At 61.8% G+C, this 22,903-nt stretch carries 24 protein-coding genes; 14 read left to right on the top strand and 10 right to left on the bottom strand.

The window, feature by feature from the left end:
- The first annotated feature begins 27 nt into the window (after positions 1 to 27).
- Complete coding sequence (locus KBY85_RS02275; RefSeq protein ID WP_254959943.1) at positions 28 to 1,296, top strand: pitrilysin family protein; 1,269 nt, start codon at positions 28 to 30, stop codon at positions 1,294 to 1,296.
- Positions 1,293 to 2,597 carry a pitrilysin family protein gene (locus tag KBY85_RS02270; protein ID WP_254959942.1) on the top strand — a complete coding sequence of 435 codons (1,305 nt, stop codon included), beginning with the start codon at positions 1,293 to 1,295 and terminating at the stop codon, positions 2,595 to 2,597. Before KBY85_RS02275 ends, KBY85_RS02270 begins: the two co-directional genes overlap by 4 nt.
- A gap of 21 nt (positions 2,598 to 2,618) precedes the next feature.
- Here KBY85_RS02270 and KBY85_RS02265 read toward each other — a convergent pair whose 3' ends face one another.
- Positions 2,619 to 2,843: a DUF3148 domain-containing protein gene (locus KBY85_RS02265; RefSeq protein WP_254959941.1), complete on the bottom strand. Its 225-nt coding sequence runs from the start codon at positions 2,841 to 2,843 to the stop codon at positions 2,619 to 2,621.
- A 126-nt stretch (positions 2,844 to 2,969) separates the two neighbouring features.
- Here KBY85_RS02265 and KBY85_RS02260 point away from each other — a divergent pair, with 126 nt between their 5' ends.
- The 4 genes from KBY85_RS02260 to KBY85_RS02245 are packed head-to-tail and all read left to right on the top strand — an operon-like array spanning position 2,970 to position 7,713.
- The gene (locus tag KBY85_RS02260; RefSeq protein WP_254959940.1) at positions 2,970 to 3,545 is read left to right on the top strand and encodes a biotin transporter BioY; all 576 of its coding nucleotides are present in this window, start codon (positions 2,970 to 2,972) and stop codon (positions 3,543 to 3,545) included.
- Complete coding sequence (gene lspA, locus KBY85_RS02255) at positions 3,542 to 4,009, top strand: signal peptidase II (protein WP_254959939.1); 468 nt, start codon at positions 3,542 to 3,544, stop codon at positions 4,007 to 4,009. The genes KBY85_RS02260 and lspA overlap by 4 nt, the downstream gene beginning before the upstream one ends.
- Positions 3,990 to 6,155 carry a transglycosylase domain-containing protein gene (locus tag KBY85_RS02250; RefSeq protein WP_254959938.1) on the top strand — a complete coding sequence of 722 codons (2,166 nt, stop codon included), beginning with the start codon at positions 3,990 to 3,992 and terminating at the stop codon, positions 6,153 to 6,155. The genes lspA and KBY85_RS02250 overlap by 20 nt, the downstream gene beginning before the upstream one ends.
- A 10-nt stretch (positions 6,156 to 6,165) precedes the next feature.
- On the top strand, positions 6,166 to 7,713 hold the full coding sequence (locus tag KBY85_RS02245) for a DUF697 domain-containing protein (protein ID WP_396121802.1): 1,548 nt from the start codon (positions 6,166 to 6,168) through the stop codon (positions 7,711 to 7,713).
- A gap of 179 nt (positions 7,714 to 7,892) precedes the next feature.
- Here KBY85_RS02245 and KBY85_RS02240 read toward each other — a convergent pair whose 3' ends face one another.
- Positions 7,893 to 9,308, bottom strand: a complete 1,416-nt coding sequence (locus tag KBY85_RS02240) for an aminotransferase class V-fold PLP-dependent enzyme (protein WP_254959937.1) — start codon at positions 9,306 to 9,308, stop codon at positions 7,893 to 7,895.
- 93 nt (positions 9,309 to 9,401) lie between these two features.
- Between KBY85_RS02240 and KBY85_RS02235 the strand changes: the two genes are divergently transcribed.
- Positions 9,402 to 9,890 carry a nucleoside deaminase gene (locus KBY85_RS02235; protein WP_254959936.1) on the top strand — a complete coding sequence of 163 codons (489 nt, stop codon included), beginning with the start codon at positions 9,402 to 9,404 and terminating at the stop codon, positions 9,888 to 9,890.
- Here KBY85_RS02235 and KBY85_RS02230 read toward each other — a convergent pair.
- Positions 9,853 to 11,046, bottom strand: a complete 1,194-nt coding sequence (locus KBY85_RS02230) for a pyridoxal-phosphate-dependent aminotransferase family protein (protein ID WP_396121801.1) — start codon at positions 11,044 to 11,046, stop codon at positions 9,853 to 9,855. The two genes, KBY85_RS02235 and KBY85_RS02230, sit on opposite strands and share 38 nt — an antisense overlap.
- 47 nt (positions 11,047 to 11,093) lie before the next feature.
- A complete protein-coding gene (locus KBY85_RS02225) occupies positions 11,094 to 11,612 on the bottom strand; it encodes an allophycocyanin subunit beta (protein WP_254960000.1) in 519 nt (172 codons plus the stop codon).
- A gap of 208 nt (positions 11,613 to 11,820) precedes the next feature.
- On the opposite strand from KBY85_RS02225, the gene glnA reads away from it, so the two are divergent.
- Entirely contained in the window at positions 11,821 to 13,239 is a 1,419-nt protein-coding gene (gene glnA, locus KBY85_RS02220; protein ID WP_254959935.1) for a type I glutamate--ammonia ligase, read from the top strand.
- Positions 13,240 to 13,267: 28 nt separating this feature from the next.
- Here the strand turns inward: glnA and KBY85_RS02215 are convergent, their stop codons facing one another.
- Positions 13,268 to 13,510 (bottom strand): hypothetical protein, encoded by a 243-nt coding sequence (locus KBY85_RS02215; RefSeq protein WP_254941094.1) that lies wholly within the window; start codon positions 13,508 to 13,510, stop codon positions 13,268 to 13,270.
- A 137-nt stretch (positions 13,511 to 13,647) separates the two neighbouring features.
- Between KBY85_RS02215 and KBY85_RS02210 the strand changes: the two genes are divergently transcribed.
- On the top strand, positions 13,648 to 14,706 hold the full coding sequence (locus KBY85_RS02210; RefSeq protein ID WP_254959933.1) for a class I SAM-dependent methyltransferase: 1,059 nt from the start codon (positions 13,648 to 13,650) through the stop codon (positions 14,704 to 14,706).
- Here the strand turns inward: KBY85_RS02210 and KBY85_RS02205 are convergent.
- A complete protein-coding gene (locus tag KBY85_RS02205; RefSeq protein WP_254959932.1) occupies positions 14,703 to 14,972 on the bottom strand; it encodes a hypothetical protein in 270 nt (89 codons plus the stop codon). The two genes, KBY85_RS02210 and KBY85_RS02205, sit on opposite strands and share 4 nt — an antisense overlap.
- A gap of 61 nt (positions 14,973 to 15,033) precedes the next feature.
- On the opposite strand from KBY85_RS02205, the gene KBY85_RS02200 reads away from it, so the two are divergent.
- Complete coding sequence (locus tag KBY85_RS02200; RefSeq protein ID WP_315859958.1) at positions 15,034 to 15,360, top strand: DUF6439 family protein; 327 nt, start codon at positions 15,034 to 15,036, stop codon at positions 15,358 to 15,360.
- On the opposite strand, the gene KBY85_RS02195 is transcribed toward KBY85_RS02200, so the two are convergent.
- Positions 15,287 to 15,736 carry an ATP-binding protein gene (locus KBY85_RS02195; RefSeq protein WP_254959931.1) on the bottom strand — a complete coding sequence of 150 codons (450 nt, stop codon included), beginning with the start codon at positions 15,734 to 15,736 and terminating at the stop codon, positions 15,287 to 15,289. The two genes, KBY85_RS02200 and KBY85_RS02195, sit on opposite strands and share 74 nt — an antisense overlap.
- 55 nt (positions 15,737 to 15,791) lie before the next feature.
- Positions 15,792 to 16,520 (bottom strand): GUN4 domain-containing protein, encoded by a 729-nt coding sequence (locus KBY85_RS02190; RefSeq protein WP_254959930.1) that lies wholly within the window; start codon positions 16,518 to 16,520, stop codon positions 15,792 to 15,794.
- A 68-nt stretch (positions 16,521 to 16,588) separates the two neighbouring features.
- Between KBY85_RS02190 and mnmH the strand changes: the two genes are divergently transcribed.
- The 4 genes from mnmH to KBY85_RS02170 are packed head-to-tail and all read left to right on the top strand — an operon-like array spanning position 16,589 to position 20,152.
- Entirely contained in the window at positions 16,589 to 17,656 is a 1,068-nt protein-coding gene (gene mnmH / locus KBY85_RS02185; protein ID WP_254959929.1) for a tRNA 2-selenouridine(34) synthase MnmH, read from the top strand.
- 25 nt (positions 17,657 to 17,681) lie between these two features.
- Positions 17,682 to 18,053 carry a photosystem II reaction center protein Psb28 gene (gene psb28 / locus KBY85_RS02180; RefSeq protein WP_106501844.1) on the top strand — a complete coding sequence of 124 codons (372 nt, stop codon included), beginning with the start codon at positions 17,682 to 17,684 and terminating at the stop codon, positions 18,051 to 18,053.
- A gap of 4 nt (positions 18,054 to 18,057) precedes the next feature.
- Positions 18,058 to 19,146: an AI-2E family transporter gene (locus KBY85_RS02175; protein WP_254959928.1), complete on the top strand. Its 1,089-nt coding sequence runs from the start codon at positions 18,058 to 18,060 to the stop codon at positions 19,144 to 19,146.
- A 4-nt stretch (positions 19,147 to 19,150) separates the two neighbouring features.
- Positions 19,151 to 20,152 carry an AI-2E family transporter gene (locus KBY85_RS02170; protein WP_254959927.1) on the top strand — a complete coding sequence of 334 codons (1,002 nt, stop codon included), beginning with the start codon at positions 19,151 to 19,153 and terminating at the stop codon, positions 20,150 to 20,152.
- 270 nt (positions 20,153 to 20,422) lie between these two features.
- Here the strand turns inward: KBY85_RS02170 and secF are convergent, their stop codons facing one another.
- Complete coding sequence (secF, locus tag KBY85_RS02160) at positions 20,423 to 21,400, bottom strand: protein translocase subunit SecF (RefSeq protein ID WP_254959926.1); 978 nt, start codon at positions 21,398 to 21,400, stop codon at positions 20,423 to 20,425.
- Positions 21,400 to 22,902, bottom strand: a complete 1,503-nt coding sequence (gene secD, locus KBY85_RS02155) for a protein translocase subunit SecD (RefSeq protein WP_254959925.1) — start codon at positions 22,900 to 22,902, stop codon at positions 21,400 to 21,402. The genes secF and secD overlap by 1 nt, the downstream gene beginning before the upstream one ends.
- Between the last annotated feature and the right edge of the window lies 1 nt (position 22,903).

Raw genomic sequence — 22,903 nt, 5'->3', positions numbered from 1 at the left:
ATGCAGATCCTGCCACGCATCTGAGCCTTGCCCCTGGCCCCATCCCAGCCCCTGCTGCCAGGCCTGGCTAATCCCAGCGACCAACTTCTTGCCAACGGCGCCACCGTGGTCAGCCTGTCCTTGCCCGACTCGCCGCTGGTTTGCCTTGACTTTTGGTGTCGGGCAGGCAGCGTTTTTGAATCTTCCGCAGAAAGCGGCATGGCCCATTTTCTTGAACACATGGTGTTTAAGGGCAGCGAGCGGCTTGGGCCTGGTGAATTCGACCTTCGCATCGAGGCGATGGGTGGCAACAGCAATGCAGCCACCGGCTTCGACGACGTTCACTACCACGTTTTGATCCCACCGGAGGCGGCTGCAGACGCCCTCGACCTACTGCTTGATCTGGTGCTGCATCCCCGCCTCGATGCTGCAGCCTTCGACATGGAGAGGCAGGTGGTGCTCGAGGAGCTGGCCCAGAGCGAAGATCAGCCCGATGAAATCGCTCTGCAGCAGTTACTTCGACTTGGCTGCCCAAAGCACGCCTACGGCGAACCGATTCTGGGCCAGCGCGAACTGCTGCTTGAACAGACACCCGCTGCCATGGCCGCCTTCCATCGGCGTCTTTATGGCGCCAACCGTTGCGTGCTGGCCATGGGCGGCGCCCTCGAGCTGGAGACCCTGGCCGAACGTATCGACGCCAGTGGCCTGGCCCAATTGCCGCTGGTGGAGGAGCCCTGCCGCCGACCAGCCCTTCTGGTGCAGCCAGGGGAGCACCGGATCGAAGTGCCGCGCCTCGAATCGGCGCGCCTACTGATGCTCTGGGGTCTGCCTCCCGCCTCTCAATTGCACGACGTGATGGGCGCAGACCTTCTCACAACCGTGCTGGCCGAGGGGCGCCGCAGCCGCTTAGTGGAGAGGCTGCGAGAGCAACTGCGCATCGTGGAAAGTATTGATCTCGATCTGCACGTAATGGAGTTCGGCAGCTTTGCCCTGCTGGAGGCGATCTGCGAAACGGAAGAGCTGGCCTCCGTTCGCAAAGCGATTGATGCGGTCTGGTACGAGCTGTTTCAGGAGGGTATGGCTGAGGCTGAATGGCAGCGAGCCCAGCGCCTGGTGGCCAATGGCTACCGCTTTGGTTTAGAGGCCGCTGGCGGCGTGGCTGGCCTGATAGGCAACAGCCGCCTCTGGGGGCGCCACCACAGGTTGGAGCTGCCACTAGAAGAGATTGGTTGCTGGAGTGCGTCCGAATTGCTGCAGCAGGCCGTTCCCCTGCTGGATCCCAGCCGGGCCTGCGTGCTCGAGGCGGTACCGGCATGACCAGCACCAGCACCCATCCATCCTCGGCCAACTGGCAGCACACCAGTCTTCAGGGCGGCCTACCGCTGATCTGGCAGCGCCGGCCTGGACCGGCGATCGTGGCCTGCAGGCTGTGGATACGGGGAGGCAGCAGTCAGGATCTTCCTGGCCAGCGCGGTGCTGGTCAATTGCTGGCGGGCTTGATGACCCGCGGCTGCGGCAGCTATGGGCCAGAAGCCTTGGCCGACCTAGTGGAGGGTCGCGGGGCGGCCCTGCGTGCTGAAGCCGCCGAAGACTTCCTGGTGATCAGCCTCAAGTGCGCCAGCAGCGACACGAGCGAGCTGCTGCCCCTGTTGCTGTCAATGGCCAGGCAGCCCTGGCTCAGCCCTGACCAACTCGAGCTAGAGCGGGACCTGAACCTCCAAAGTCTGCAGCGCCAGCGGGAAGATCCGTTCCAGCTAGCCCACGACCAGCTGCGCCACATGCTCTACGGCGATGGGCCCTATGGCCACGATCCCCTCGGTGTAGATGGGGAATTAGCTGCCCTGCACACCGAACAGATAGGGGCGTTGGTGCCTGATCTCGGCCAGAACGGCGCCCTTTTGGTGGCCTGCGGCGATCTGGATGACGAGCTTCCCCAGCTGCTTAATCCCCTCCTGAATCAGTGCCCTTGGACTACGGCCCCGCCAAGCCCCGGCGCCGGACCGGGAGCAGCCTCCGGGCAGGAGCGCTTTGCCTGCTTAGATCAGGACATTGAGCAACTGGTACTGATGCTGGGTACCGCTACCGTTCCACTGGGCGATCCGGATGGGCTGGCCCTGAGGCTGCTTCAGGCCCACCTGGGCATGGGTATGTCTAGCCGCCTATTCGTCACCATGAGGGAGGAGCGGGGCCTGGCCTACGACGTTGGGGTTCACATGCCGGCGCGGCGCGGCGCAACGCCCTTTATCTGGCACCTCTCTACTTCCGCTGAGCGGGCAGAGGAGGCCACCACCGCTCTTCTGGAGGAGTGGCAACGAGTACTAGATCAGCCTTTGAGCCTGCCTGAGCTCGCTTTGGCTAAGGCCAAATACCGCGGCCAGGACGCCATGGGGCGCCAGACCTGCGGCCAGATCGCCGATCGTCAGGCACTGGTGCTGGGCCATGGCCTGGGCTGGAGTTACGTGGAGGACAGCCTGGAGCGGGCCCAGCAACTGGATGCAGGCACCTTGCTGGCGGCAGCTCGCCGCAGGCTTTCGGCTCCCTCCCTCAGCATCTGTGGTCCAGCGCCAGCCCTAGCCGCCGCAGAACAGGCCTGGCAACGCCACGATCTCAGTTCCTGATAGGCCGTGCCGATTGCCTGATTAAGGCGCGGCAGCTTGTAGTTGGTCAGCTTCCAGCAAAAATGTGCCGCGACGAAAGCGAACTGCCAGTTGATTGCGCGCCTTAATGGCCAGCACCTGACCCTGCTCATCGCTGTCCACCAGGTCTGGCGGACGCAACATCGGCATGGGATCAGCTGTTTTTAGATAGTTGGGCCGGCCCTTCAGCTGCACAGCATCTCCCACGGCAAAAGGGAGTTGCTCCACGGCAAAAGGCAGTGGCTCCAACGACTCGGCTCTTAGTGGCTCGTCCATAGCTTCTCTTGATGTCTAGAAGTTAGCGGCCCCATTCGCGCGACCCCCCAAAATGGGAGCCAGAAACGATGTGATCAGTTGAGGGCCCTAGCCACCTGGAGCGGCGCAATCGCCGGTCTGCTGCTGATCTTGGTAGGCGGGCTGATTCAGGCCGCCGCCCCGCTTCCGGCCGCCAGCGGCGGCTGGAACCTCACAACCCTTCCCATCACCTTGCAGGTGCCAGCCCTGCTGCTCACCGCCTTGGTCTGCGGCCCCCGCAGCGGCATGCTTGCAGCAGTTGCTTACCTGAGCCTGGGCCTCTTCCAACTGCCTGTGTTTCAGGGCGGGGGCGGTGCCGCCTACCTGTTGGATCCTGGCTTTGGTTATCTGGCTGGCTTTATCCCGGCGGCTTGGCTCGCCGGCAAGCTCGTGCGCCAGCAGGGCATGGACGACCTGCTTGGTTTATTTGGCGCCGCAGTGGTCGGGCTGGGCGTCCTGCAGGTCTGCGGCATAGCCAACCTGTTGCTGGGAGCACTGGCTGGCCGCTGGGGACAAAATCTTGGAATCCTGCTGTTCAGCTACAGCCTGGCGCCCCTGATACCCCAGTTGCTCCTTTGCTGCGCCGTAGCCCTGATGGCCCTGCTGCTGCGCCGTCTGCTGCTGGTGGAGTCATGAGACGGCTGCGCAACCTCGCCTTCGCCTGCGCTGCCTTGGTGTTGCTGCTTGACCAGCTCAGCAAGGCTCTAGCCGTCGCCAATCTGCCGCTAGGAAGCAGTTCAACTTTTCTACCGGGGCTCCTTTCACTGCAGCTTGTCCGCAACACTGGAGCTGCCTTCAGCCTGTTCAGTGGCAACCCCCAGTTACTCGGCCTTGTGAGCCTTCTTGTGTCCATTGGTGTGGCTGTCTGGATTCAGAGGCAGGGTCATTTGACCCTCACCCGGAGCCTTGGGATAGGGCTGCTGCTGGGGGGAGCGCTCGGCAACGGGCTTGATCGCTGGCGTCTTGGCTATGTGGTGGATTTTTTAGCCCTGGTGCCGGTTTCCTTCCCGGTGTTCAACCTGGCCGATGTGGCCATAAACCTGGCGGTGCTTTGCTTCGCCATCGAGCTGCTGGGTAACCATGGCCAAGCCGGCGTTTGAAGCCCTAGGCCGCCGTTGGCAGCGGTTCAGCCAGCCCGGGCAAGCCCAACTCCAGGTGCATATACCGGGCCAAGCCTCGCGCCTGGTGCCCCTGCACCCGGGCATCTACCGCATCGGGCGCGACAAAGACTGCCAAATTTGCGTTGACCATCCGGCGGTCAGCCGCCAGCACGCCCTGCTGGAGCGGCGCGGATCCCACTGGTTGCTAAGCGACGACAGCTCAACCAACGGCCTCTGGTGGCAGGGCAGGCGGGTGCAGCAGCTGTTGCTTCGCGACGGCGACAGCCTGCGCTTCGGCCCCAGCCAGGAGGCGGGACTGCCTGAGCTCGATTTTCAGATCCGTCCCCTGCCCCAGCTGCAAAGGTTGCTGCGGGCAACGAGCTTGATGCTTGCGGCGGCGGCCCTAGGCGGCCTGGGCCTGCAGGTCATCTCCGGCCTCCAGGTGCCCATACGCGGCAGCCTCGCCACGGTGAGAGGGCCGCTGGTGCTCTACGACCGGCAGGGCAAAGCAATCGCAACAGCCCAGGCCAAAGAGCATCGGGAGCTCAAAGCCTTGCAGGGCTATCCCCGGGTGTTGATCGATGCCCTGCTTGCCAGTGAAGACAGCCGCTTCTGGTGGCATCCTGGCGTCGACCCGGTTGGTACGGGCCGAGCCCTTGTTACCAACGTGCTCGGAGGACGGGTACTGGAGGGGGGCAGCACTCTCACCCAGCAACTGGCCCGCAGCTTGTACCCCGATCAGGTGGGTCAAGGTGAAACCCTGGGCCGTAAGTGGCGTGAGCTGCTGGTGGCGCTACAGCTTGAGGCCCGTTTCAGCAAGCGGGATCTGCTACTGAGCTACCTCAACCGGGTTTATCTAGCTGTTGGCTGGGGTTTTGAGGATGCCTCCCGCCACTATTTCGGTAAGCCCGCCAGCGACCTAAAGCTTGAGGAGGCCGCCCTACTGGTGGGCCTGCTTCCCTCGCCCAATGGCTACGACCCCTGCTTCGATCCCCAGGCGGCCCTGAGCTCCCGCAATGCCGTGCTCACCAAGATGGGAGATACGGGTCGAATCAGTGCCGATCAGGCCCGCAGCGGCCGCCGTAGCCCAATCCGGCTTTCGCCCCAGGCCTGCCGCAGCAGCACCTCCCTACGCGGAGTCCCCTTTTATTCAGATCAGGTGGGCCGCGACCTCGATCAGCTAGTGGGGGCAGAGGTGGCGGCCGAGGGCAATTTCCTGATCGATACCTATTTGGATCGCAACCTGCAGGAGCAGGTGGAACGGTTGCTGCGCCAACGACTTAGCGACAGCAAGTCGCTGGGGGTGGGGGAAGGGGCCGTGGTGGTGCTCGATTCGCGCACAGGCGGCATCCTTGCCCTTGCCGGCGGTCGCGACTACCGCCAGAGCCAGTTCAATCGAGCCACGATGGCCCTGCGCCAGCCAGGCAGCACCTTCAAGCTGATTCCCTACTTGGTCGCTCTCGAGCGGGGCGGCAAGCCCAGTGATCCAATCAGCTGCTCGCCATTGCGTTGGCGCGGTCAGAGCTTTAGCAGCGGTTGTGGTGGCAATTTGAGCCTGGTATCCGCCTTCGCCATCAGTAGCAACACGGCAGCGCTGCGTCTGGCCCAGCGGGTAGGTCTTGATGCAATGGTGCAGAAAGCCCGTGATCTTGGCTTCACCAGCCCCCTAGCGGCCGTGCCCGGATTGGCCCTTGGCCAGAGCGAGGTAACCCTGCTGGAACTCACAGCTGCCTACGCGGCGATCGCCAACGGTGGCGTTTGGCATTCCCCCAGCACAATTCGGCGCCTTACCGATGGAGAGGCATGTAGCGGCCAGTCATCAAACCAGTGCCGCCAGGCCAACGTACCTTCAACATCCCAGGCGGGACGCCGGGTAAGCAGCGAGGCGACGGCCCGCGCCATGCAGCAGTTGCTTCGAGCCGTGGTGCAGCGGGGTACGGGCCAGATGGCCAGTCTTGGCGGTCAGGAGGGTGGCAAAACCGGCACAACCAATGACAGACGCGATTTGCTCTTTGTGGGCTATGAACCCCAGCGCCATTGGGTGGTGGGTATCTGGTTGGGTAATGACGACAACAGCCCCAGTCGCGCCAGCAGCGCCTTGGCTGCAGGACTGTGGAGCGAGATCATCCGAGCAGCCAGATCCTGATGCCTGAGTTGTGAGCACTCGCACCCGCCTGTGGATGATCGCCGGCCTGGCTGTGCTGGCCCTGATCGCCGTTGGCGCCTTGCTGCAGGGGGTCAACAACCTCTACTGGCAACTGAGTTGGTATCTGCCGAGCTGGATCGTTCAGCCGCTGTTTGCCCTTGTTTTCGCTGGCTTCGTGCTGCTGCTGGTGCAACTGGCCTGGCCGTGGTTGCGGACCATTACCGGCAAGGCCAGGCCAGGAGCTGCTGCCAGCTTGCCGCCACCGGGTAACCGCCGGGAAGCGGCTGCCCAAAACCTGGCCGCCATCGATCAAACCCTCGATCGGGTGCGCGATGCGGTGGAGCGGGAAGCCCTGCGTCAAGAGCGGCAGCGCATGCAGGCCGAGCTGGAACGGGGCGATCTCGTGATTGTGCTTTTTGGTACGGGGTCTGCAGGCAAGACCTCTCTGATCCGGGCCCTGCTGCAGGAGCTGGTGGGCAAGGTGGGAGCTGCCATGGGATCCACCAGCGAAACCCAGCGCTATCGCCTGCGGCTGCGCAGCCTGCAGCGAGCCGTGGTTTTAGTCGACACGCCCGGCATCCTCGAAGCAGGTGCTGCTGGCCTTGAGAGGGAGCGGCTCGCCCGCGACCAGGCAAGCAAGGCGGACCTGCTCCTGCTCGTGGTGGACGGCGACCTGCGCGCCGCCGAGCTTGAGGTTTTTGAAGCCCTGGCTGGTCTGGGAAAGCGGTTGATGCTGGTGCTCAACAAGTGCGATCTGCGCGGCGAGCAGGAGGAGGCGCGCTTGCTGCAGCTACTGCGCCAACGCAGCCGCGACCACATTGCGGCCGAAGACGTGATCCCCGCAAGCGCGGCACCCCAGAGCGTGCCTATGCCAGGGGGGCGTCCTTTGCAGCCAGCTGCCGAGGTCGATGCCCTGTTACGCCGCATCGCGGCCGTGCTCCACGCCGATGGGGAAGAACTGATTGCCGACAACTTGCTGTTGCAGTGCCGGCGGCTCAGTGAGGCGAGCCGCTCCTTGCTGACCAGGCAGCGACGCAGCGACTGCGAGGTAATAGTTGATCGCTACATGTGGATAGGAGCCGGGGTGCTTGCCGTCACACCCCTACCTGGCCTGGACCTGCTCGGTGCCGCAGCTGTAAACGCCCAGATGGTGGTGGAGATCGCCCGTATTTATGGCATCAGCATGAGTCGCCAGAGTGCCCAGGATCTGGCCCTTTCCGTTGGACGCACCATGGCTGGCCTCGGGCTGGTGAAGGGGGGCGTCAGCTTGCTTAGTGCGGCCCTAAGCCTGAACGTACCTGCTCTGGTCGTGAGCCGTGCCATTCAGGCGGTCAGCGCTGCCTGGCTCACCCGGGTTGCGGGGCTGAGCTTCATCACCTACTTCGAGCGCGACCAAGACTGGGGCGACGGCGGTGTGCAGGAGGTTGTGCAGCAGCAATACGACCTCAGCCGACGCGATGGGGCCATGAGTCGCTTCCTTAAGGCCGCCTTCAGCCGGGTGGTGCAGCCGCTGCAGGTAAAGCAGAGGAGTTTGCCGCCAAGGCCTGGGTCCGACTGAGCGGCAGCTCGCCCATGGCCTCCGGTGGTGGTGGCTGCAGTGGTCCCCGGCTATCAAGCACCACGATCATGGCCAAATAAAGAACGCCGATAAATACCGAAATTGCGCCAGTCACGATCGCGACCCAGTGGCTGCGGCCTGAGGTCGTCACAGCAGGGGGTTCACTCAAGGGGGGGGTATCAGGATTCTTCATCGAGGCTGGCATGCACAACTCTGGCGAGGTTCTCGAGGTGGGCTGGCTTGGTGTGGGGGTTACCAAGCACTGCCTTGAGATGGTGGCGCCCGGCGTAGTGAGGGCGCGAAAGCATCAGCTGCTCCTGGAGCAGTCGCTGGCGAGTGCGATCGCTCCATACCTGGCTGTCGGCGGCATCAAGTTGCTGGGGGGTGAAGGCCAGCAGATGGAAGGAGCCACCGACCAGCTGCAGCCGCTCGTTGGGTGTCAGTAGGGCCTGAAGCTGGCGGCGACGCTGAATAGCCCCATCGAGCACCGCTTCGATGCCCACTAGGCCAAGCTGCCGCAAACCGAGCCAAAGCTTGAGAATTTCGGCGGGGCGGGTGCCCTGCAGGCCACTTTCACCGCCGTGGCTGCCGCCCCAGCTCGGCTCCATGTAGGGCAGTCCGGTGTGAAACGCCTCCGCCAGTGCCTGGGGGCGGGCCAGCAACAGCAGGGAGGACGTTTTGGTGATTCCCAGCAGTTTCTGGGGATTGATCGTGATCGAATCGGCTTGCTCCAGGCCAGCAACCCGATGGCGGTGGGCAGGCACCAGGCCGAACACGGCCCCGATAGCGCCATCCACATGCAGCCACAGGCCGCGCCGCTGGCAAATCCCAGCTATCGCACTGAGGGGGTCGACTGCCCCCCGAACAGTGGTGCCAGCGGTGGCAACTACCGCGATCACTGGCAGCCCAGCCCGCTCGAGTTGATCAAGCTCCACCTCCAAAGCGCTTGGATCTAGTCGGCCCTGGCTATCTACTGGCACCGGCCGCAGGGCCTCAGGCGGTAAGCCCATCACCGCCAGTGCTTTAGCGAGGGAGACATGGGCATCAATGCTTGCTACCACCACTGCCCGGCCATCTATGGCCAGACCCCGCTGGCGTCTCGCCACGACCAGAGCCATCAAGTTGGAAAGGGTGCCGCCGCTGGCGGCCACACCGCCACTACCCGCAGGCAGGCCTAGCTGCTCAGCCAGCCAGGCCGTGAGGCTGCGCTCTAGGCGGCTCAAGCTGGGGGACAATTCCTCAGCCAACATGTTGTTGTTGAGGCCGGCGCAGATCAAATCTGCAGCCACCGAGGCCGGCAGAGGCGGTGGGTCGAGATGGGCAAGGGCACCGGGGTGGTTGGGATTGAAGGCCCCATCCATCACCAGCTGCAGATCGGCGAGCAGCATCTCCGGAGCCAAACCGTGATCTTCCGGCTCCACCGGTGGCAAAACGCTCAAGCCTGGCAGTGGCGAGCGTTCGGCAGCGCTACCAAGCCAAACACAGAGCTGCCGTGAAGCCTGCTCTAAAAAGTCCTGCAGCCTGGGGTCTAGCTGCTCCGGACTGGCGAAGGGCAGGGGCTGGCTGGCCCGCGGGGCAGGGGGGGCGCTAGCCAACGAACACCGATCGGATCAAGCCATTCTCACCTGTGGAGGTGGGCTACAAGTGGGTTTGTGCTGGGGCAGCAAGCAGTGGATCCTTCCCTACTCATGGGCCCACTAGGGCCCCAGCTGCAGCGCCAGTGGATGCAACTGCTGCTGCGCCACGCAGAGCGGGCCGGAAACCAGGGCGAAATTCCCGTCGCCGCTGTGGTGCTCGATGAAAGGGGACGCTGCATCGGCTGGGGCAGCAATCGGCGCGAACAACACAGCGATCCCCTTGGCCACGCCGAACTGGTGGCCCTTGGCCAGGCGGCCCGCTTGCGCGGCGACTGGCGATTTAATGGCTGCACCTTGCTGGTGAGCCTGGAACCTTGTCCCATGTGTGCCGGTGCCTTGGTCCAAGCCCGCATGGGAACGGTCATTTTTGGCGCTAGGGATCCGAAGAGGGGCGCCCTCGGCAGTTGCCTTGACTTAGCCAGCAATCCCAGTGCCCATCACCACATGACCGTGATCGGAGGGGTTTTGGGCGAAGAGGCCAGCGGTCTGCTGGCGAGCTGGTTTAGGCGGCGACGGCAGCAGGGGCAACTGCGGGCCTGAAGGCCGGCAGCTCGGTTTCAAACAGGTTGAGCAGTAGGTCGACGTTTTCAGGCTGGCTGTTGTAACCCATCAAGCCGATCCGCCAAACCTTGCCCGCCAGCGCTCCCAAGCCTCCACCTACCTCAATGCCATGTTTGGTGAGCAGGTGCTGGGAGAAGGCTTTGCCGTCAACTCCTGCGGGGATTCGCACCGTGGTGAGGGTGGGTAGGCGCAGTGCTGCTGGGGCATGCAGCTCGAGCCCCAGGGCTTCGAGACCAGCCCATAGGAGCTCGGAATTGCTGCGGTGACGGGCCCAGGCTGCCTCCAGCCCCTCCTCGGCCAGCAGGCGCAGGGCTTCGCGCATGCCGAAATTCATATTGACTGGCGCCGTGTGGTGGTACACCCGATCGCTGCCCCAGTACTGATTCAGCAGGGTGACGTCCAGGTACCAGTTGGGGACTTTGCCGGCCCGGGCCATCATTTTTGCTTCGGCTCGCGGGCCCATGGTGAAGGGACCCAGTCCAGGAGGACAGCTGAGGCCTTTCTGGCTGCAGCTGTAGGCCAGATCTACCTTCCATTCATCGAGGTAGAGGGGCACCGCACCAAGGGAAGTGACGGTATCAAGCAAGAGCAGGCAGTCGTGCTGACGGCAGAGATCGCCTATGCCCTCCATGGGCTGGCAGATCCCGGTCGATGTTTCGGCGTGGACGATGGCCAGGATTTTGGGCCGATGGGTGGCTACGGCGTTCTCGAGTTCAGCAAGACTGAAAGCTTCCCCCCAGGGCTTCTCAATCGTCACAACATTTGCCCGGTAGCGACCGGCCATGTCGGCCAGACGTAGGCCGAAATAGCCCTTCACGGCCACCAAAACGGTGTCTCCAGGCTCAATTGTGTTGGCCAGGCTGGCTTCCATGGCCGCACTGCCGGTGCCGCTCATTGGAATGGTGAGGCGGTTGTCTGTCTGCCAGGCGTAGCGGAGCAGCTCCTGCACCTCACCCATCAGCTCGACGTAGAGGGGGTCGAGGTGACCAATCGGCATTCGGGCCAGGGCCTGAAGCACGGTGGGATGGGCATTGGAGGGGCCAGGACCGAGCAGCAGACGATCTGGCGTAGCTATTGGGGCCAGCGTGCGGCGATGGGCTGAATTAACTGGTGGCAGCACGGGCAGGGGAACCAAGACCAGGATGGAGCGGGTAAATCGAGCCTAAGCAACAATCCCGGGGCCTAACGGGCCCGCAGATTGGTGGCACCAAGACCACGGCAGAGATGGTCAAAGGGGGCCCGAACCACTGCCGCGGATGCCACACCGGCGTCGAGCAGCATCTCGCAGATCACATCAGCCATCAAGGCAATGCTGCGCACGGTGGGGCCGCTCGGCACGCCAAGGCTCTTATAGGTGTCGTCGAGACCATTCAGCACCCGCTCGTTGAGGATCGATGCGTCGTCGGCGATCAGGGCATAGCTGGCGTAACGCAGGAAGTAATCCATGTCCCGCAGGCAAGCCGAAAGGCGCCTTGTGGTGTATGCGTTGCCACCGGGCAGGATCAGCTCGGGATCAGCAAGCCAGAGGCGCTGGGACGCCTCGCGCACGATGGCTGCAGCCTCACGGTTGATCAGCTCCACCGCAGCCAGGCGCACGCTGGATTCGGAGTAGTAAGTGCTGATGCGGTCGATCGCATCGCGGTCTAAGTAGCGGCCGAGCTGGTCATAACGGCCAATCAGACCAGTGATGGCATCGCGCATGGCGGAATCAAATCGACGCACCTGCATTGAAAACTAGCACTCACATTCCGCCAAATCCCAGGCCAGGGGTGGGTTCTGGGGAAGTTGACAGAAACGGTTACGCAATCCTCGCCGGCAGTTTGGTTACGGGCGATACCAATTAGCGTCCAGCCGATCCGTACGGTCCGGCGACGCCGCAACCGGTCGGCACCCATTCTTCTTGTTCGTAATGGCCCAAACAGCCCAAGACGTCCTCCGTCAGATCCATGAGGAGGGAATCGAGCTGATCGACCTCAAGTTTGTCGACTTGCATGGCAAGTGGCAGCACCTGACGGTCTGCCGCGACCTGATCGACGAGGCCTCCTTCACCGATGGCGTTGCCTTTGACGGCTCCTCGATTCGGGGCTGGAAGGCGATCAACGAATCGGACATGGCGATGGTGCCAGACCCCAACACCGCCTGGATCGATCCCTTTTACAGCCACAAAACCCTAAGCCTGATCTGCTCGATCCAGGAGCCCCGCAGTGGCAAGCCCTATGGCCGTTGCCCCCGGGCCTTGGCCCAGAAAGCCCTCAACTATCTCGGTTCCACCGGTATCGCCGACACCGCCTACTTCGGACCGGAACCTGAATTCTTTGTCTTCGACGACGTCCGCTACAGCTCAGGCAGCGGTAGCAGCTTCTACAGCGTCGATTCAGTTGAAGCTCCTTGGAATAGCGCGCGCCTCGAGGAGGGTGGCAACCTTGCCTACAAGATTCAGTTGAAGGAGGGCTACTTCCCTGTCGCCCCCAACGACACCCTTCAAGACATGCGCACGGAGATGTTGCTCACCATGGGCAGCCTGGGCGTGCCGATCGAGAAGCAGCACCACGAGGTGGCAACAGCCCAGCATGAGCTGGGTATCAAGTTTGCCGAGCTGATCAGCGCAGCCGACAACGTGATGATCTACAAATACGTAGTGCGCAACGTTGCCCGTAAGTACGGCAAGACGGCCACCTTCATGCCCAAACCCGTGTTCGCCGATAACGGCAGTGGCATGCACGTGCACCAGAGCCTCTGGAGAGGTGGCAATCCCCTGTTTTTCGGCGAAGGCACCTACGCCAACCTTTCCCAGACTGCCCGTTGGTACATCGGAGGGCTGCTGAAGCACGCCCCCAGTTTCCTTGCCTTCACCAATCCCACCACCAACAGCTACAAGCGATTGGTGCCAGGCTTCGAGGCTCCGGTGAACCTGGTTTATTCCCAGGGCAATCGTTCCGCCGCGGTTCGCATTCCGCTCACGGGGCCGAGCCCCAAGGCCAAGCGCCTGGAATTCCGCTCCGGCGATGCCCTGTCCAACCCCTACCTCGGCTTCGCGGCAATGTTGATGGCAGGCATCGATGGCATCAAGAACCAAATCGACCCGGGCGATGGCACCGATGTTGATCTGTTCGAGCTCTCGCCAGAGGAATTGGCCCGCATCTCCACTGTGCCGGCCTCACTCAATGGTGCCCTTGAGGCCCTCGATGCAGACAAGGATTACCTGCTAGCTGGTGGCGTCTTCACCGAAGACTTCATCAACAACTGGATAACCCTTAAATATGAGGAAGTGCAGCAGCTACGCCAGCGACCCCACCCCCACGAGTTCGTGATGTACTACGACGCTTGATAAGGCACCATGCAACGACGCCTGCTGGCTAAGACGCCGGTGGGCAATAGCGCAGGTGGGCGATAGCGCTTGCCTGCATTTGCTTTTCGCGGGCCTGGCGCCTAGCCCAGGCCTGGAGCTGATGCAGGGCGTCCCCGGCGGGGTTGGGATCGTGGTGCTGGGTTATCTGGGCCAGCTCGGCTCCATGGAGGCGGTTGTCGCGTGCGTGCAACAGGCTCCAGGTTTGAAATTCAGGATCGGCATGCTGGCTCTGCAGGCGGGCAATGGTCATGGCGCTCCCCTCTCTCTGGATCCAGTCTGCAGCTGTTTTGGTAGCGGTTGCTACTAAACAGCTAGAGCTTCACAGCTCTTCAGCAATCGCGGTGTCAGTTCAAATTCGCTGAAATGGACGCAAGCCATTGCCTAGCCATGCCCGATCAGCTCACAAAGTTGGCCTACCAAACCATGCAGCAGGGCAGGGCGCTGCTTGGGGTCACCCATAAGGAGGTGAGCACCAGGCTTATGGGGTTGCTTGCTCCAGATGGCACCCCCAAAACCGTGCCAATGCCGCCTGAGTTGCTGGGCAGTCTCAGGCAGGCCATGGATTCATTGCACGAGCGCGACTGGCAGGAAGCAGAACAGGGCCTTTACCCCCCATCCCTGCTGTTCGATGCCCCCTGGCTTGATTGGGCGAGTCGGTATCCAATGGTGTGGCTCGATATGCCCAGCACATGGAATCGCCGCCGGGAGCGCAATGTTCGCGATTTGCCTAGCAGTGTTGATCTAGATATTTATCCCGACTATTACCTTCAAAATTTTCATCACCAGACTGACGGCTACCTAAGCGACCGCTCCGCGGCGCTCTACGACCTGCAGGTGGAAATTCTGTTTAATGGCACTGCCGACCCAATGCGGCGGCGGATGCTTGCTCCCTTGCTGAGGGGTATCAAAGCCTTCGCGGATCGGCCAGCCGGCCAGGTGCGCGTGCTCGACCTTGCCACCGGCACCGGTCGCACCCTGCGTCAAATCAGGGCGGCTTTACCCAAAGCTCAGCTGGTGGGATTGGATCTTTCCAGTGCCTACCTGCGCCAGGCCAATAAATGGCTTAGTCAGCTGCCCGGTGAACTTCCCCAGCTAACCCAAGGCAACGCAGAGGCACTGCCCTTTGCTGACGCAAGCTTTCAAGCCGTCACCTGCGTTTTTCTTTTCCACGAGCTGCCGGGGAAGGCACGCCAGAACGTGATTAATCAGGCCTACCGGGTGTTGGAGCCTGGAGGGGTTGTGGTCATTGCCGACTCCGTACAACTGGCTGATTCACCCCAATTCAGTGCCGTAATGGAGAACTTCCGGCGGGTTTTCCATGAGCCCTATTACCGCGATTACATCTCAGATGACATCGGAGCTCGTCTTGCCCAGCCTGGCTTTGATGGCATCACAGCCCAAAGCCATTTCATGACTCGGGTCTGGACGGCCCGCAAACCTCGCTAACGCTTCAGAATCCAGGCCAGGAGCAGACCGGCGGTGGCCCAGCGCAGCCCACGCCAAAACAACACCTCCTGGCGATAGGCGGGGGCTAGCTGCTCGGGCAGGGGATCAAGCAATCTCTGGGTTAGCTCAAGGCGCTGGCGTTGCCGCCGCTGATTGACCCCGGAGCTTTTAGCCGTCAAGGATGCCTGGGTGAGCAGCCCATCCAGCAGGTGCAGTAGGCGAATTGGTTGGCGCACCGAGTGGTGGCCCAATGGTCGCGTCGGCATGGCCAGCTCCCAACGAGGCGTTACAGGCTTCAGGATGGAACCTTGAGCCTGTAGCCGTCCAGTGCAAACCCCGTTGTCCAAGCAGAAACGAAGCTGGCCAGAAGGCTCCTTAGAGGTGGCTGTCGCTTTGCAGCGACATCTGGCCATAGGCGACCGGGAATGGCACGCCTTCAAGTCCCAACGCCCCCGGCGCGGCGCTGAGCAGCTTGCTGCAGCCCTGGTGCTGCTGCTTAGGGGTGATGATCCCGGGGCACCTCAATCCTCAGACGCCCGCCGCCAGGCCATCGAGTTGGTTGAGCATGGGCTCGGCTGGCTCAAGTCTGAGTTGAGCGATCCTGGTTGCCCCAGCCACCGACCGGGACCAGCAACGAAGCTCGCTGCCGACTGACTGCCAGTTGCAACCGGTTGCCACGGTTACTCCAGCGCACGTCGTCGAAGCAGTGATGAATCAAAAACAGCCCGCGACCACCTGCAGCATCTAGCTGCTCAGGCAGGCTTGTGCTGCGAGCTGCTGGTGGCACCCCGGCTCCCTCGTCCTGCACTTGCCACACCAGCCAGTTGGGGGTTTCAATGCGCCGCACTCTCAAGCATTTGGCCGGGTCGCACCCGTTGCCATGGCGGACCGCATTGACCAGTGCTTCTTGCAGGCCAAGCTGCACCTGGCCTTGAAGCTGCAGGCAGCGAATGGGCTCAATCAACAGTTCCAACAGCGGTGCTAGCTGCAGCGTTGAAGGCGTGATGAAGTCCGACCAGCGCAGGGCCATCGGGCTGAGATACGCAGGTGCCGTTTTGACCATACGCCGCTGCCTGCACCCTTGCTCAGGGCCTGATCCGCTGTTGCAGAGCTGGGTGGTTGAGCAGGGCATCCATCAGCCGCACACCGCGCAGTTGATTGACAAGGGGCATGTGGCCCTCAGGGGCCTCAATGGACCACTGAAAGGAGCCGGGATAGCGGGTCCAGCGGCCTGCCTCCTTCCAGGCCAACTTGGGCCAGAGCAGCTCCCAGCGGCCATTACAACTGCGTAGCAACTTGCCCTGCACCGAGAAGCCAAAACGGCCGCGTGAAAAACAGACCCAGAGCCGATCGAGGCTGTCTAGGTCGGCGGAGGCTATCGGCGGCACCTCGCTGTAGTACACATACCCGCGGCGGATGGCTTCTGGGCCGGCGAGCTCCCGCAGCAAGCGGCTGGTGATTCGATCGGCTTCCTCAAACTGCTGAGCCATCAAGGCCCGTTGCAGGGGCGCGTAGTCCAGGCCACGGGCCGACACGGTGGCAAGCCAGCCGTCGGGGTAGCGGGCCAGAAACTCTTCGCGCAGCCCATCCTGTTCATCGAGCAGGAGCTGAATTAAGAAACCAGCTGCCCAGTCATCTCCGGTGGCATCAACACCGGCCAGATGGTCTGGAATTAAGTGCCGCAAAATATGGCGCTGCTGCTGCAGGGTTGCCAGCAGAGCACGCCTTTGACGGGGATTGCCTGCTTGAAAGCTCTCAAGCAGGGCCCCAGGGCTGGTGCCGGTAGTGGCGGTGACCGGAGGTCCGGAAAGCATGGAAATGGAAGCCGAGCCTGAAGCAGTGCCAGCGTGACCCACTATGTCAGCTGAGATCTTCAACAGTGATGCCGGGCCCCTGCCCTCCCCAAGGTGTGAACGAATTCCTGGCGGCTAAGGGGCCGATCGTTGACGTGCGCAGCCCTGGGGAGTTTAAACAGGGTCATGTGCCCGGAGCGGCCAACCTGCCTCTGTTTAGCAACGAGGAGCGAGCCCAAGTTGGCACTGTCTACAAGCAGCAGGGACGGCAGCTTGCCGTGCAACTGGGCCTTGAACTGGTTGGCCTGAAGTTGCCATCCCTTGCCCAGGCCCTATTGGAGCTTGCTGAAGCAGACAAGCCCCTGCGCCTGCACTGCTGGCGAGGTGGCATGCGCTCAGGCAGCATGGGTTGGCTGGCCAGCACCCTCGAGCTGCCCGTTTTGCTGTTGGAAGGCGGCTACAAGGCCTACCGCCGCTGGGTGTTGGACTGTTTTGAGTCCGCCTGGCCCCTACTCGTGCTCGGCGGTCGCACCGGCACGGGCAAAACCGACCTGTTGTATGCCCTTCGCCGAAGAGGGCAGGCGGTCGTTGATCTGGAGGGATTAGCCAATCACCGAGGCAGCAGTTTCGGCGGCTTGGGCCAACCCCCGCAACCGAGCACGGAGCACTACGAGAACCTACTGGCTGCAAGCCTTACGGCCAGCGCCGGCCAGGCACCGATCTGGCTAGAGGCCGAAAGCGCCCAAGTCGGTCGCTGCCGTATACCCGCGGGCTTGTGGCGCCAAATGGGTGAGGCGCCGGCTGTTGAGATCCAACGTCCTATGGCGGAGCGGGTTGAGCAACTGGTTGCGGTATACGGCAATCAAGGGGAGGAGTCCTTGCGCCTCGCCACCGAACGCATCGCCCGGCGGCTTGGCCCCCAGCGCACGGCAACAGCTCTGGAGGCGATCGCCTCTCAAGACTGGGCTACTGCCTGCCGGCAGATGCTCGACTACTACGACCGGTGCTACGACAACGAGCTCAGCAGGCGAGCTAAACCCCTGTTGGCCAGCTTCGATTTGGGCGGACTAGACCCCGATGCAGCTGCAGCTGAATTGCTGAAACCAGCTCCCTGGTGGGAGCAGGTCTGTGGGGAGTCAGTTAAGGCGGGCTCCTAGGATTGATTTTTGTCCCCCTCTTGCCATGGGCGCCGCCATTCAGTTCTTCCGTGGGGTGGATGAGCCGGTCGTGCCCGACATCCGCCTCACCCGCTCGCGGGACGGCCGTACCGGCCAGGCCCTTTTCGTATTCGACGAGCCCGATGCCCTTGCTCCCGAAAGCATGGGCGACATTACCGGCATGTTTCTGGTGGATGAGGAAGGCGAGCTGGTGACCCGTGAAGTGAAGGCCCGCTTCGTCAACGGCAAGGCCAGCGCCTTGGAGTGCACCTTCACCTGGAAGAGCACGGAGGATTTCGATCGCTTCATGCGCTTCGCCCAGCGCTACGCCGACAGCCACGACCTGGGCTTCTCGGGTAATAAAGATGATGATCAGCCCGAGCAGGACGAGGCCTGAGCCCTTGAAATTCGGCCAGTGGTTAGGCCTGTTGGCATTGGTGGCATCTCTGGTGCTGCTTTGGAGCTTGCGTCAGAGCCTGATTTACCTGTTTGCCGCCGTGGTGTTGGCTATGGCCCTGTGCACCCTGGTGGGATCGATCCGCTCCCGGCTCGGGTGCTCCAGGCCGCTGGCTCTCCTGCTCAGCTTGGGCACGGTACTTCTGGTGTTGGCCGTGGCTGCCACCGTGGTGATCCCCCCTTTTGTTGACCAATTCAGCCAGTTGCTCGGCAAGTTGCCGGCAGCAGCCGAAACCCTGTTGGATCTCTTGAGAAATGGTCTAGCGCAGGTTTCTCAAATGATTTATGGCAGCGGGGATGGTGGCCTGTCCTGGCTGCGAGATGGGCTGGTTGGTAGCGACGCTGGTGGTAACCCAGGCCTCTCTCCCCGCCTGAGCAGCAGCTTGGGCGGCGGCGCCCTGCGCCTGCTTGGGCTTGCAGGTGGAGTTGGCACCGGCCTGCTGCAGATCCTGTTTGTAGTTGCCGTTGCTGTGATGGTGGCTGTTCAGCCAACTGCCTACCTAGAGGTGGGTGTGCTGCTAGTGCCATCTTTTTACCGGCGCCGCTTCCGTCAGGTTTTGATGCAATGCGGAGATGCCCTAAGTGCCTGGATGGTGGGGGTGTTAATCAGCTCACTTTGCGTCGGCATCCTGGCGGCTATCGGCTTGAGTTTGCTCGGGGTGAAGTTGGTGGCAGCAAACGCCTTGCTTGCAGGCCTGCTAAACATCATTCCCAACATTGGACCAACCCTAAGCACGGTTTTTCCTATGTCCGTGGCCCTATTAGATGCTCCCTGGAAAGCAGCAGCGGTGCTAGCGCTTTATGTCGCTGTTCAAAACCTGGAGAGCTATCTAATTACACCTTCGGTGATGCATCACCAGCTCAAGCTGCTGCCTGGCTTCACCCTCACGGCCCAGCTCCTGTTCACGGTTGTGTTCGGACCGCTGGGGCTGCTGCTGGCCTTGCCGTTAGCGGTTTGCCTGCAGGTGATGGTGCGCGAACTACTGATTCACGACATCCTGGACCCATGGAAACGTCTGCGCCTGACAGGCTGACGCAATGAACGGCCGCACAGTGCTTGGAGCACTAGCCCTGATTGTTATCGGGCTGCTCACTTGGGAATTGCGCTGGGTGCTGCTTGTGCTGTTCGGTGCCGTAGTGCTGGCTGTCGCCCTTGACGTACCGATCACCCTGCTGCGACGCCTCCTGCCTCTGAATCGCCCAGCCGCCTTAATTGTGGTGCTGGTTTCACTGGTGTTGCTCGGCGGCGTGCTGGGCCAGCTGTTGCTACCTGAGCTGCTGGAGCAGATCAAACAATTGACCACCCTTTTGCCTGTCTTGGCTTTGCGGCTGAGCAGCCTGGCCCGCCAGGTGGATTGGCTGCCTGATCTGGAGCAGCAGTTGATGGCGCTTGGTACATGGGAGCGGCTCCAGCCCCTAGGCGGCCAGCTGCTTGGCCTGGCCGGCGGCGCCGCAAACACCACTATCCAGATGTTGTTGATGGCCTTACTGGCGATTCTTCTGGCCCTGGATCCTCGCAGTCATCAAAAGGTGATTGTTTCCCTTACTCCCAGCTTCTGGCGCCCCCAGATGAAACATCTGCTGGGTGAATCCCGCCAGGCTCTAGGTGGCTGGCTAGCTGGCATGACCCTTTCTGCCGTGAGCGTGTTTCTGCTCACCTGGGCCGGGCTAGCCCTGTTGGGAGTGCCGTTGGCCCTATTGAGCTCCCTTGTTTGCGGCCTGCTTACCTTCGTGCCCACGATTGGCCCCACCGCTGCCACCTTGCTGCCCCTGGCGGTGGGGTTGCTGGTATCACCAGCAAAAATGCTGCAGGTGCTAGTGCTGCGGCTGATTTTGCAGAACGCTGAAGCCTTTTTGCTTACGCCTGTTTTGCTACGGCGAACCGTCAATTTGCTGCCCACCGTCGCACTCACTGCCCAGCTATGCCTGGGAGCTCTGCTTGGGCTGCCAGGAGTGCTACTTGCCTTGCCCTTAGTGGTTGTGCTGCAAGTTCTCTTTGAAGAAGTATTGGTAAAGGAAGTGATGGATCACTGGGATTGATCACTCTTAGTGTTTAATTGGAATGCCCACTGGAATTATTGTTATGGCCTTTGGCGGTAGTGATGCAATAGCGATGGCAACAACAACAGCACTGCGGTAGCCAGGAGATGATTGCGAACCGCTGCCGCCAAGGAAGACAAGGTGAAGTTGTCTGCTAGTAGCTGCAGCTCGACTCGCAGATCTAGAAGAGCAAGCAGAGCTAGCAAGATGGGCACAATGGAGATTCTCAGGCTGCGGCGGCCCAGCCTTTCAAGATGAGCAGAGTTCTGATTAGCGACGGGACAATACCGGTAACAAAGTGGGGGCCACACCAATGCTGGACCAGCTGCCCACGGCAATACCGATGGCCAACGCCACCGAGAACCAGAACAAGCTGCTGCCCCCGAAGAAAATCAGACCCAGCAGTGGCAATAGGGTGGTCAAAGAGGTGTAGAGGGAGCGGGTCAAGGTTGCATCCACCGCCACATCCACCTGCTGCTGAAGCGGTAAGTGGGCCAGGCTGGTCTTCTGCTCGCGAATCCTGTCGAATACCACCACGGTGTCGGTGACCGAATAACCAGCCACAGTGATCAAGGAAACAGCAAACAGAGAATCGACCTCAATGCCCGCCACTAGTCCCAACCAGGCAAACACCCCGCAAGTGATCAACACGTCATGGGCCAGGCAAAGCAATGCAAGGAAGGCGAATAGCAAGTCGTAGCGGACGGCGATGTAGAGGGAGATAGCCGCAAAGCTCACCAGCAGAGAAATCAGGCTGCCCTGCAGAAGCTGAGCCCCGAGCGTTGGACCGATGGTATTCACCGATGTGCCTGCGGGGTCCAGGGGACCAACGGTGACTGAAATAGCTGCAATCACGGCGTTGCTCTGGGTTGGACTCAGGGCTGGCAGCCGAATCACCAGGGAGCGTCCCTGGTCGAGCACCTGAACAGCAGTCCCAGTCAAGCGGGGCGGGGCATCTCCTGCCTGGGGGGGCAAGGTGACACCGGCCAGTTGCAACTGAACCTGTGCAGCGGTGATGGCGGAGCAGGCAGGAGCGGGACAGCGCCGTTCGATCTGAATCTGGGTGCCGCCAGTGAAATCAAGACCCGGCTTCAAGGGGGAGGCAATTGCCGGGTTGAGCAAGCAGAGCAGCAATCCCAGCAGACTAAATAGACAGGCCAGGCCCGAGACCCACCAGGCCAGCTTGCGATAGCGGCTGATGCGAAAACGGGGGGTTGGTGCTGTGGTTGTAGACACGGAACTGGACATCAGGATTTGGCACCCAGGGGCAACTGGGCATGGGGCAGGAAATAGATGGTGCGACGCAGGGCCGGATAGCTCATCAAGACCCGAATCAAGCTGCGGGTGCAAGTAAGTGAGGTGAAGAGGCTTAGCAGCAGACCGATGGCGAGGGTCACGGCAAACCCCTTAACAAGGCCGGTGCCAAGCGCGAACAGCGCTGCACAGCTGATCAAACCGGTGACGTGGCCATCCACGATCGAGGACAAGGCCAGGGAAAACCCAGTATCGATAGAGCGAATTAGGGTATTTCCTGCTCGCAGCTCCTCCTTGATGCGCTCGAAGATCAGAACGTTGGCATCAACAGCCATGCCGATCGAAAGGATGAACCCAGCAATCCCCGGCAGGCTGAGAGTGACTGGAATCAGGCTATAGACAGCCAGGTTGAACAGTGCGTAGAGGCTCAGTGCCACCACCGCCACGATGCCCGGCAGCCGGTAGGTCACGGCCATGAACACCGCTACTAGGGCCAAACCGGATAGAGACGCTACCAAGCTGGTGCGGATGTTCTCGGCCCCCAGCGAGGGACCGACCGTGCGGACCTCCACCACTTTGATCGGAAGGGGCAAGGAGCCACCCCGCAGTTGCACCTCCAGGTCACGGGACTCTTCGGCGCTGAAATTGCCGGTGATGCTGGCTGATCCGCCAGAGATGCCGGCAACCTTGAACTCAGGGCCAACACTGGCCTCGCTGATGGAACGGCCATCCAGGACAATCCCAAGCAAACGTCTCGTGCCGGCGATCGACTTGGTCAGGGCAGCGAACTTGTCACCTCCCTCCCGGTTGAACGAAAGGGTCACATCCCATCCTGAGCCCGTTTGTTGCTGTTGGCGCCCGGCTGTGGTGAGATCCTTGCCGGTGAGTGTGGCAGGTTCGTAGAGGGCGACGATCTTGCTGTTTACGGTGCTCAACAACAAATCGAGCTGGTCACTTTCACTGCTGCCGGCGGGCACGCTGAGGCCTAGCTTCTGCATAGCCTGGGCAAGATCCTCAGCCTTGAGTTGAATCTCGGGAGGTGGGCTCTGACGATCTGAGGCCGCCGCTGCTCGAGCACGTTTCTGGTTGAGCACGGACTGCACCTGACGCTTCAGCTGCAACAAACCCTGCATCTCCTGCTCAGTACCTGGCTTCTGGGCCCGGAACTCCAACAGGGCCGTGGTTCCTAGTACTTTTGCGGCCCGGCTTGGGTCCTGTTCTCCTGGGAGCTGAAGTACCAGTTGGTCTTCACCAACGGTCTGGAGAGTGGACTCGGCAACGCCCAGGCCATTGATGCGCCGCTCCAGCACCTCCTTGACCGCCTCTAGTTGTTCTTTCTGAACTCTCTTGACAGCACCGGCAGGAAGCACCTCCAGGGTGAGCTGGCTGCCGCCACGCAGATCCAGTCCCAGCTGCAAAGGAAAGTTGAAGAGCAAGGCCCCGGCCGCAATTGCCAAGGCAAGGATCAGGGCAAACCACCCCTGTTGACGAACCATA

This window comes from Cyanobium sp. BA5m-10, assembly GCF_024346255.1.
In the GTDB taxonomy this organism is placed as follows: domain Bacteria; phylum Cyanobacteriota; class Cyanobacteriia; order PCC-6307; family Cyanobiaceae; genus Cyanobium_A; species Cyanobium_A usitatum.
Note: the sequence above shows the minus strand (reverse complement) of the source record. Positions and strands in the feature narration are given on the sequence as shown.

Excerpts from the sequence above, each read along its gene's own strand:
- KBY85_RS02235 (WP_254959936.1), top strand. The coding sequence starts at position 9,402 with ATGGGCCCACTAGGGCCCCAGCTGCAGCGCCAGTGGATGCAACTGCTG.
- KBY85_RS02170 (WP_254959927.1), top strand. The coding sequence starts at position 19,151 with ATGAACGGCCGCACAGTGCTTGGAGCACTAGCCCTGATTGTTATCGGG.
- KBY85_RS02190 (WP_254959930.1), bottom strand. The coding sequence starts at position 16,520 with ATGCTTTCCGGACCTCCGGTCACCGCCACTACCGGCACCAGCCCTGGG.
- lspA (WP_254959939.1), top strand. The coding sequence starts at position 3,542 with ATGAGACGGCTGCGCAACCTCGCCTTCGCCTGCGCTGCCTTGGTGTTG.
- secD (WP_254959925.1), bottom strand. The coding sequence starts at position 22,902 with ATGGTTCGTCAACAGGGGTGGTTTGCCCTGATCCTTGCCTTGGCAATT.
- secF (WP_254959926.1), bottom strand. The coding sequence starts at position 21,400 with ATGTCCAGTTCCGTGTCTACAACCACAGCACCAACCCCCCGTTTTCGC.
- KBY85_RS02195 (WP_254959931.1), bottom strand. The coding sequence starts at position 15,736 with ATGGCCCTGCGCTGGTCGGACTTCATCACGCCTTCAACGCTGCAGCTA.
- KBY85_RS02225 (WP_254960000.1), bottom strand. The coding sequence starts at position 11,612 with ATGCGCGATGCCATCACTGGTCTGATTGGCCGTTATGACCAGCTCGGC.
- psb28 (WP_106501844.1), top strand. The coding sequence starts at position 17,682 with ATGGGCGCCGCCATTCAGTTCTTCCGTGGGGTGGATGAGCCGGTCGTG.
- KBY85_RS02250 (WP_254959938.1), top strand. The coding sequence starts at position 3,990 with ATGGCCAAGCCGGCGTTTGAAGCCCTAGGCCGCCGTTGGCAGCGGTTC.
- KBY85_RS02270 (WP_254959942.1), top strand. The coding sequence starts at position 1,293 with ATGACCAGCACCAGCACCCATCCATCCTCGGCCAACTGGCAGCACACC.
- KBY85_RS02210 (WP_254959933.1), top strand. The coding sequence starts at position 13,648 with ATGCCCGATCAGCTCACAAAGTTGGCCTACCAAACCATGCAGCAGGGC.
- mnmH (WP_254959929.1), top strand. The coding sequence starts at position 16,589 with ATGCCGGGCCCCTGCCCTCCCCAAGGTGTGAACGAATTCCTGGCGGCT.
- KBY85_RS02205 (WP_254959932.1), bottom strand. The coding sequence starts at position 14,972 with ATGCCGACGCGACCATTGGGCCACCACTCGGTGCGCCAACCAATTCGC.
- KBY85_RS02215 (WP_254941094.1), bottom strand. The coding sequence starts at position 13,510 with ATGACCATTGCCCGCCTGCAGAGCCAGCATGCCGATCCTGAATTTCAA.
- glnA (WP_254959935.1), top strand. The coding sequence starts at position 11,821 with ATGGCCCAAACAGCCCAAGACGTCCTCCGTCAGATCCATGAGGAGGGA.